This window comes from Promicromonospora kroppenstedtii DSM 19349 (genome assembly GCF_000515355.1).
GTDB classification, from domain to species: domain Bacteria; phylum Actinomycetota; class Actinomycetes; order Actinomycetales; family Cellulomonadaceae; genus Promicromonospora; species Promicromonospora kroppenstedtii.
On sequence record NZ_KI911678.1, the window covers coordinates 2,664 to 8,169 of the forward strand.

Below are 5,506 nucleotides of genomic sequence, written 5' to 3' on the forward strand. Positions count from 1 at the left end.
CGTGGCCACGGACGGCTCGGTCGGGCACGTGCGGTCGGTGCTGTCCGCGGTCGAGGCCGCCGGCATCGCGCCCGAGCACTGGGAGGTCCGCGCGCCGAGCCTGGACGACGTCTTCCTGACGCTCACCGGGCACGCCGGGACCGCGGGCCGGGCCGGCCAGGACCGCCCGGCCACGACGACGGGGGTGGCGGCATGACCCACGTGCTGAGCGACGTCTCGACCATGACCACCCGCGGCCTGCGCCTCGTCGCGCGCGACACGGACGCGATGATCACCGCGGTGGTCCTGCCCGTGATCATCCTCCTGATGTTCGTGCTCGTGTTCGGCGGGGCGCTGGACACCGGCACGGAGTACATCGACTACGTGACACCAGGGGTCATCCTGCTGGCCGCCGGGTTCGGCGCCGCGAACACCGCGATGGCGGTGGAACGCGACATGTCGGGCGGCATGGTCGACCGGCTCCGCTCGATGCCCGTCAACGCCTGGACCGTGCTGTCCGGGCACGTCGTGGCGAGCCTGGTGAAGAACCTCGCCACCACGGCGATCGTCTTCGGCGTCTCCATCCTGCTCGGGTTCCGGCCGCAGGCCACCGCGCTGGAGTGGCTCGCCGCTGTCGGCATGATCCTGCTCTTCGTCGGTTGGATCACCTGGCTCGCCACCCTCGTCGGCGTGCTGGTCCGTTCGCCCGACGCCGCGGGCGGCTTCTCGTTCTTCGTGATGTTCCTGCCCTACGTGTCGAGCGCGTTCGTGCCCGTCGACACCCTCCCGGCCTGGCTGCGGGGGTTCGCGGAGCACCAGCCCGTCACACCCGTGATCGAGACGGTCCGCGGGCTGCTCACGGGCGACGTCGCCGGGACCCCCGGCCTCGCCGACCCGGGCGGGACCGCGGCGCTCGCGATCACGTGGTGCGTGGGCCTCGGCCTGGTCTTCGCCGTCGCAGCAGGGCTGGCGTTCCGTGCCCGGCGCTGAGCGGGGACGGGTGGCGACCCGCTGGTGGCGCCGTCCCTGGATCGCGCCCCTCGCCGTGGTCACCGGGGTGTTCCTGGCGACCGCCCTGCCCCGCTACGTGGGCCTCGACCCGACCCTGTCCCTGGTGCCGACGGACCGCGGGCCGGCGTTCTACCCGGCCCTGGTGACGCACATCCTCGCCGGCTCGGTGATGCTCACTGCGGGCGTGCTGCAGCTCTGGCCGTGGCTGCGGGCCAACCACCCGCGCGTGCACCGGTGGAGCGGCCGCGTCTACGTGGTCTCCGCGCTCGTCTCCGGCGTCGGGGCGCTCGTCACCTCGCAGTTCCCGAGCGCCGGCGTGGGGCAGCAGGTGGGCAACACAATGCTCGCCGTCCTGCTCCTGACGTTCACGCTGCTCGGCTACCGCGCCGTGCGGCAGCACCGGTTCGCGGACCACCGCGAGTGGATGGTCCGCAGCACCGCGCTGGCGTTCTCCATCGTGGCCAACCGGTTCTGGGCACCCGTGCTCATCGCGATCTACGTCCCCGGGGCACTCGCGAACCCGGACATCGGGTTCGGCGCCCCGGAGATCGAGGGCGCGGCCGTGGCCTCGGCGTGGATGTCCTGGATCGTGAACCTCCTGTTCGCCGAGTGGTGGCTCCACCGGAAGCCGAAGGGGCGGGCCCGGGTGCAAAAGCCTCGGTGAGTGTCGGTGGCTCAGGACACACTGTCCTCATGTCACAGACGACCAGCGGTACCGCGAGCGACGCGACCGAGCTCGAGCAGAAGCAGATCCTGAAGAAGTACCTCCAGGAGACTCGTGAGGCCCTCGTGTGGAAGCTCGAGGGCCTCACGGAAAAGCAGGCACGGTGGCCCCTGGTGCCGTCGGGCAACAACCTCCTGGGCATCGTGAAGCACTGCGCCAACACCGAGATCGGCTATCTCGGGCCGGTCTTCGGGCGGCAGTGGCCCAACCCGGGCGAGCTCGTCCCCGACGACATCTTCGAGACGGACCCGCAGGCCGACTGGTACGCGACCACGGACGAGACCGTCGCCTCCGTCGTGGACCTCTACAAGCGGGGCTGGGCGTTCTGCGACGAGACCATCGACACGCTCCCGCTGAGCACCGTCGGCCGGGTGCCGTGGTGGAAGAACCGCGAGGTCACGCTGTTCCGGATCATCGTCCATGTCACCGACGAGACCGCCCGGCACGCCGGTCACGCGGACATCCTGCGCGAGCTCACCGACAGCTCCGTGGGGCTCTACGCGGGCAACACCAACATCCCCGACTGGCAGGGTGACCAGATGGCCGCGTACGTCGACAAGCTCAAGACGCTCGCCGAGGGGGCGGGCAACTAGCGCCCGCGTCCGAGATTCGCCAAACTGCGGGCCATGCCCCTCAACGTGGAGCCGTCCACATCCTCCGGGCCCGCGCCCGAACCCGCCGTCGCCGAAGCACCGAAGCCCGCACGTCCCGCACCGAGAGCCGAGGTGGCGGCCGGTAGATCCGACATCCCGCCGAGCGAGCCGGGCGGGCGGCGCGACAGCGGCTCCATGCGGCCGCTGTTCGTCTTCCTGATCGTCGCCGCGGTGGCGCTGATCGGCAGCATCGTGTTCGCGCTCGTGCACGTCACGAACGACCGCGGGCTGGACCAGCTCGCCGACGGGCGGGCCGACGTCGTGCAGGCCGTCGACGAGGGGCGCGCCGCACAGGAGGGGCTGATCGCGCAGATCGAGACCGCCGAGAGCGCGCTCGTCGCCTCGAAGGGCAAGGTGGTCGACGGCGCGCTCCGCGCCGAGCTCGCCGCGCGCGTCGCCGCCGCCAAGAAGCTCGGCGACCAGCAGCCGCCGTCGATCCCCGAGGCCGGGGCCGCCGGTCTCGAAGCCCCCGCGGACCTGGACGCCCTGGAGGCGCAGGCCACCGAGTGGGCCATGACCATGCGCACCGCCTCGACCACCCTCACGTCCGCCACCGAGGACGTGCAGGAGTCCTACCGGCAGTGGCAGCAGGACCGCAAGGACGCCCAGGCCGAGGCCGACGCGGCCGCCGACGAGGCGGCACAGGCCGCAGAGCAGCTCGACAAGGCCCTGAAGTCCCTGTCGACCACGACCGGCCAGCTCAAGATCTCGGTGCGGGACTCGCAGTACACCCTCGAGTGGGCCGCCGGTCTGGGCGGCCCCACAGGCCCCCGCAAGACCCTCCTGATGCACCGCAAGGAGGGCGCGGCGGCGCTCGCGGCGCGGGCCGACGCCAAGGACCTCGGTGCCGTGCAGGACCTCCTGGACCGCCGCGAGACCGCGCGGGTGGCGATCGAGGACGGTGCCTGGGCGGTGCGAGCCACGCTGGCGGACGGCAGCAACGGGCGGATCGCCCAGAAGGACCTGTGCAAGATGGGGCTCGGTCCCGAGGGCCAGGACCAGTACCTGCGCTGCGACGCCGCCGAGGACTGGACGAAGCTGGCCGCGGCGTTCGAGGCGGAGCTCGGCAAGCCGCTGCGCGTCGAGTACGGCTACCGCCCCTACGACTGGCAGCTCCAGGCGCTCGACGAGTTCGGCGCCGGCCAGGTCGCCGAGCCCGGCACCTCCAACCACGGCTGGGCCGCCGCTGTGGACGTGCCTGTGGACGACGGCTTCCGCTTCGGCGAGCCCGAGTTCGAGTGGCTTGCGGCCAACGGGCCCAAGTTCGGCTGGGAGCACCCGGACTGGGCACGCGCCGGCGGTGGTCGCGAGGAGCCCTGGCACTTCGAGTACCAGGGCTGACGCCGCTCGTCCGGTGCCCGCGCGCCGCCGTCGACCACGGTGGTGCGCGGGCACTGGATAATGGGGGGTGTGCAGTGCCCTCACTACGACGCCGGCCGCTGCCACTCCTGCACCCTCCTGGAGATCGACTACCCCACCCAGGTGCTCGACAAGGAGCGGCAGGTCGCCACGCTCCTCGACCCGGTCTCCGACGGCCTGACCTGGCTCCCGGCGGTCCGCAGCGTCGAGTCCGCCTTCCGGAACAAGGCAAAGATGGTCGTCAGCGGCACTGTCGCCGAGCCCGTGCTGGGCATCCTTGACCGGGCCGGCCACGGGGTCGACCTGACCGACTGCGGCCTCTACCCCGACGAGCTCCAGGCGTCCTTCGGACCGCTGACGGCGTTCGTGACACGCGCGAACCTGGAGCCGTACCAGGTCTCGGGCACGGGCAGGCGCGCGCAGCAGCGCGGCGAGCTCAAGTACCTCCTGGTCACGCTGTCGCCCGACGGCGAGCTGATGGTCCGGTTCGTGCTGCGCTCCCAGGAGTCGATCGCGCGGATCCGCAAGCACCTGCCCGCGCTGCTGGCAGACCTCCCGACCCTCGCGGTCGCTTCGGCGAACATCCAGCCCGCGCACGCCGCGGTGCTCGAGGGCGACCTCGAGATCCCGCTGACCGAGCGCACCACGCTCCCGATGCGCATCGACGACATCACGCTCGACCTGCGCCCGCAGAGCTTCTTCCAGACCAACACGGCGGTCGCCACCGAGCTGTACCGGCAGGCCCGCACCTGGGTCGACGAGGTGGACCCGCACAGCCTCTGGGACCTCTACTGCGGCGTCGGCGGTTTCGCGTTGCACTGCTCCGCGCCCGGCCGGTCCGTCACAGGCATCGAGATCAGCGCCGAGGCCGTCGTCGCGGCATCGGGCACGGTGGAGCGCCTGCGCGACGGCGACGGGGCCGGCCGGTTCCAGGACGTCTCGTTCGCCGCGGGCGACGCGACGGCGTTCGCCGTCGGGCCGCAGGCGCCCGGGCTGCCCGAGATGGTGATCGTGAACCCGCCCCGGCGCGGTATCGGCACCGACCTCGCGCAGTGGCTGGAGGGTTCCGGGATCGACCACGTCCTGTACTCGAGCTGCAACGCGACCACGCTCGCCAAGGACCTCGCCGCCATGCCGTCGCTCCGGCCGGTCCGGGCGCGGCTGCTCGACATGTTCCCGCAGACCTCCCACTACGAGGTGCTGGTACTCCTCGAACGGGCCTGACCCGGCGGCGTGTGCCCCCTGCCCTCCCCGTCCTTCTTCGCCTGACCGGGCGGAACATCCTTCGTGGCCTGCCCGGGCGGGGCGTTGTTCTTCTTGGCCTGACCGGGTGGGGCGTTGTTCTTCTTCGCCTGCCCCGGCGGGACGCCGTCCGACTTGGCCAGGCCCGGCGGGACGCCGTCCGACTTCGCGAGACCCGGCGGGGCGCTGCCCTTCCTCTTCGCCTGGCCGGGCGGTGTGTGCTCCGTCGACGTCGTGCCGGTCAGGTCGGGAACGTGGGTCGGATCCTCCTGGACCGTCCGGGTGGCATCACGGGCGGCGGCCGGTTGCCGGTCCTGTGCCGAGGCCGAGACCGAGACCGTACTGGTCTCGTGGAACGAGGGCGCCGCGGCCTCGACGCCGCCCACCACGCCGGTCGTGACGGCGGTCGTCACGAACAGGCCGCCGGCGATGGTGGCTGTCAGGCTCACGGGGTCGGTCAGCAACGTCCGGGCGGTCACGGCAGCACGGACCCCGACAGTGACGAGCCAGCCCCCGGCCCCGGCCGCCGCCCCTCCGG

Annotated in this window: 6 protein-coding genes and 1 pseudogene; 6 read left to right on the forward strand and 1 reads right to left on the reverse strand. The window is 72.2% G+C overall.

The annotated features are described in order from the left end of the window. The 6 genes and pseudogenes from PROKR_RS13885 to rlmC form a co-directional block, all read left to right on the forward strand. Positions 1-196, forward strand: a pseudogene (locus tag PROKR_RS13885) (ABC transporter); the annotation flags it as partial. Continuing rightward, a complete protein-coding gene (locus tag PROKR_RS13890) occupies positions 193-969 on the forward strand; it encodes an ABC transporter permease (RefSeq protein WP_036964248.1) in 777 nt (258 codons plus the stop codon). The pseudogene PROKR_RS13885 and the gene PROKR_RS13890, both read left to right, overlap by 4 nt. Positions 970-979: 10 nt before the next feature. Continuing rightward, positions 980-1,654 (forward strand): DUF2306 domain-containing protein, encoded by a 675-nt coding sequence (locus PROKR_RS13895; protein WP_245605825.1) that lies wholly within the window; start codon positions 980-982, stop codon positions 1,652-1,654. 29 nt (positions 1,655-1,683) lie between these two features. After that, positions 1,684-2,307, forward strand: coding sequence for a DinB family protein (locus PROKR_RS13900; protein ID WP_051432981.1), 624 nt, complete (start codon positions 1,684-1,686; stop codon positions 2,305-2,307). A 33-nt stretch (positions 2,308-2,340) separates the two neighbouring features. Beyond that, positions 2,341-3,708, forward strand: a complete 1,368-nt coding sequence (locus PROKR_RS30750; protein WP_169736428.1) for a M15 family metallopeptidase — start codon at positions 2,341-2,343, stop codon at positions 3,706-3,708. A gap of 69 nt (positions 3,709-3,777) precedes the next feature. After that, complete coding sequence (gene rlmC / locus PROKR_RS13910) at positions 3,778-4,950, forward strand: 23S rRNA (uracil(747)-C(5))-methyltransferase RlmC (protein WP_036964252.1); 1,173 nt, start codon at positions 3,778-3,780, stop codon at positions 4,948-4,950. On the opposite strand, the gene PROKR_RS13915 is transcribed toward rlmC, so the two are convergent. After that, positions 4,917-5,506, reverse strand: a 590-nt coding sequence (locus PROKR_RS13915; RefSeq protein ID WP_211240135.1) for a hypothetical protein, incomplete at its 5' end; no start/stop codon positions are given. The genes rlmC and PROKR_RS13915 overlap by 34 nt on opposite strands.

What these genes read in the sequence shown, in the direction of transcription:
- PROKR_RS13890 (WP_036964248.1), top strand. Translation starts at nt 193, where the DNA reads ATGACCCACGTGCTGAGCGACGTCTCGACCATGACCACCCGCGGCCTG.
- PROKR_RS13900 (WP_051432981.1), top strand. Translation starts at nt 1,684, where the DNA reads ATGTCACAGACGACCAGCGGTACCGCGAGCGACGCGACCGAGCTCGAG.
- PROKR_RS30750 (WP_169736428.1), top strand. Translation starts at nt 2,341, where the DNA reads ATGCCCCTCAACGTGGAGCCGTCCACATCCTCCGGGCCCGCGCCCGAA.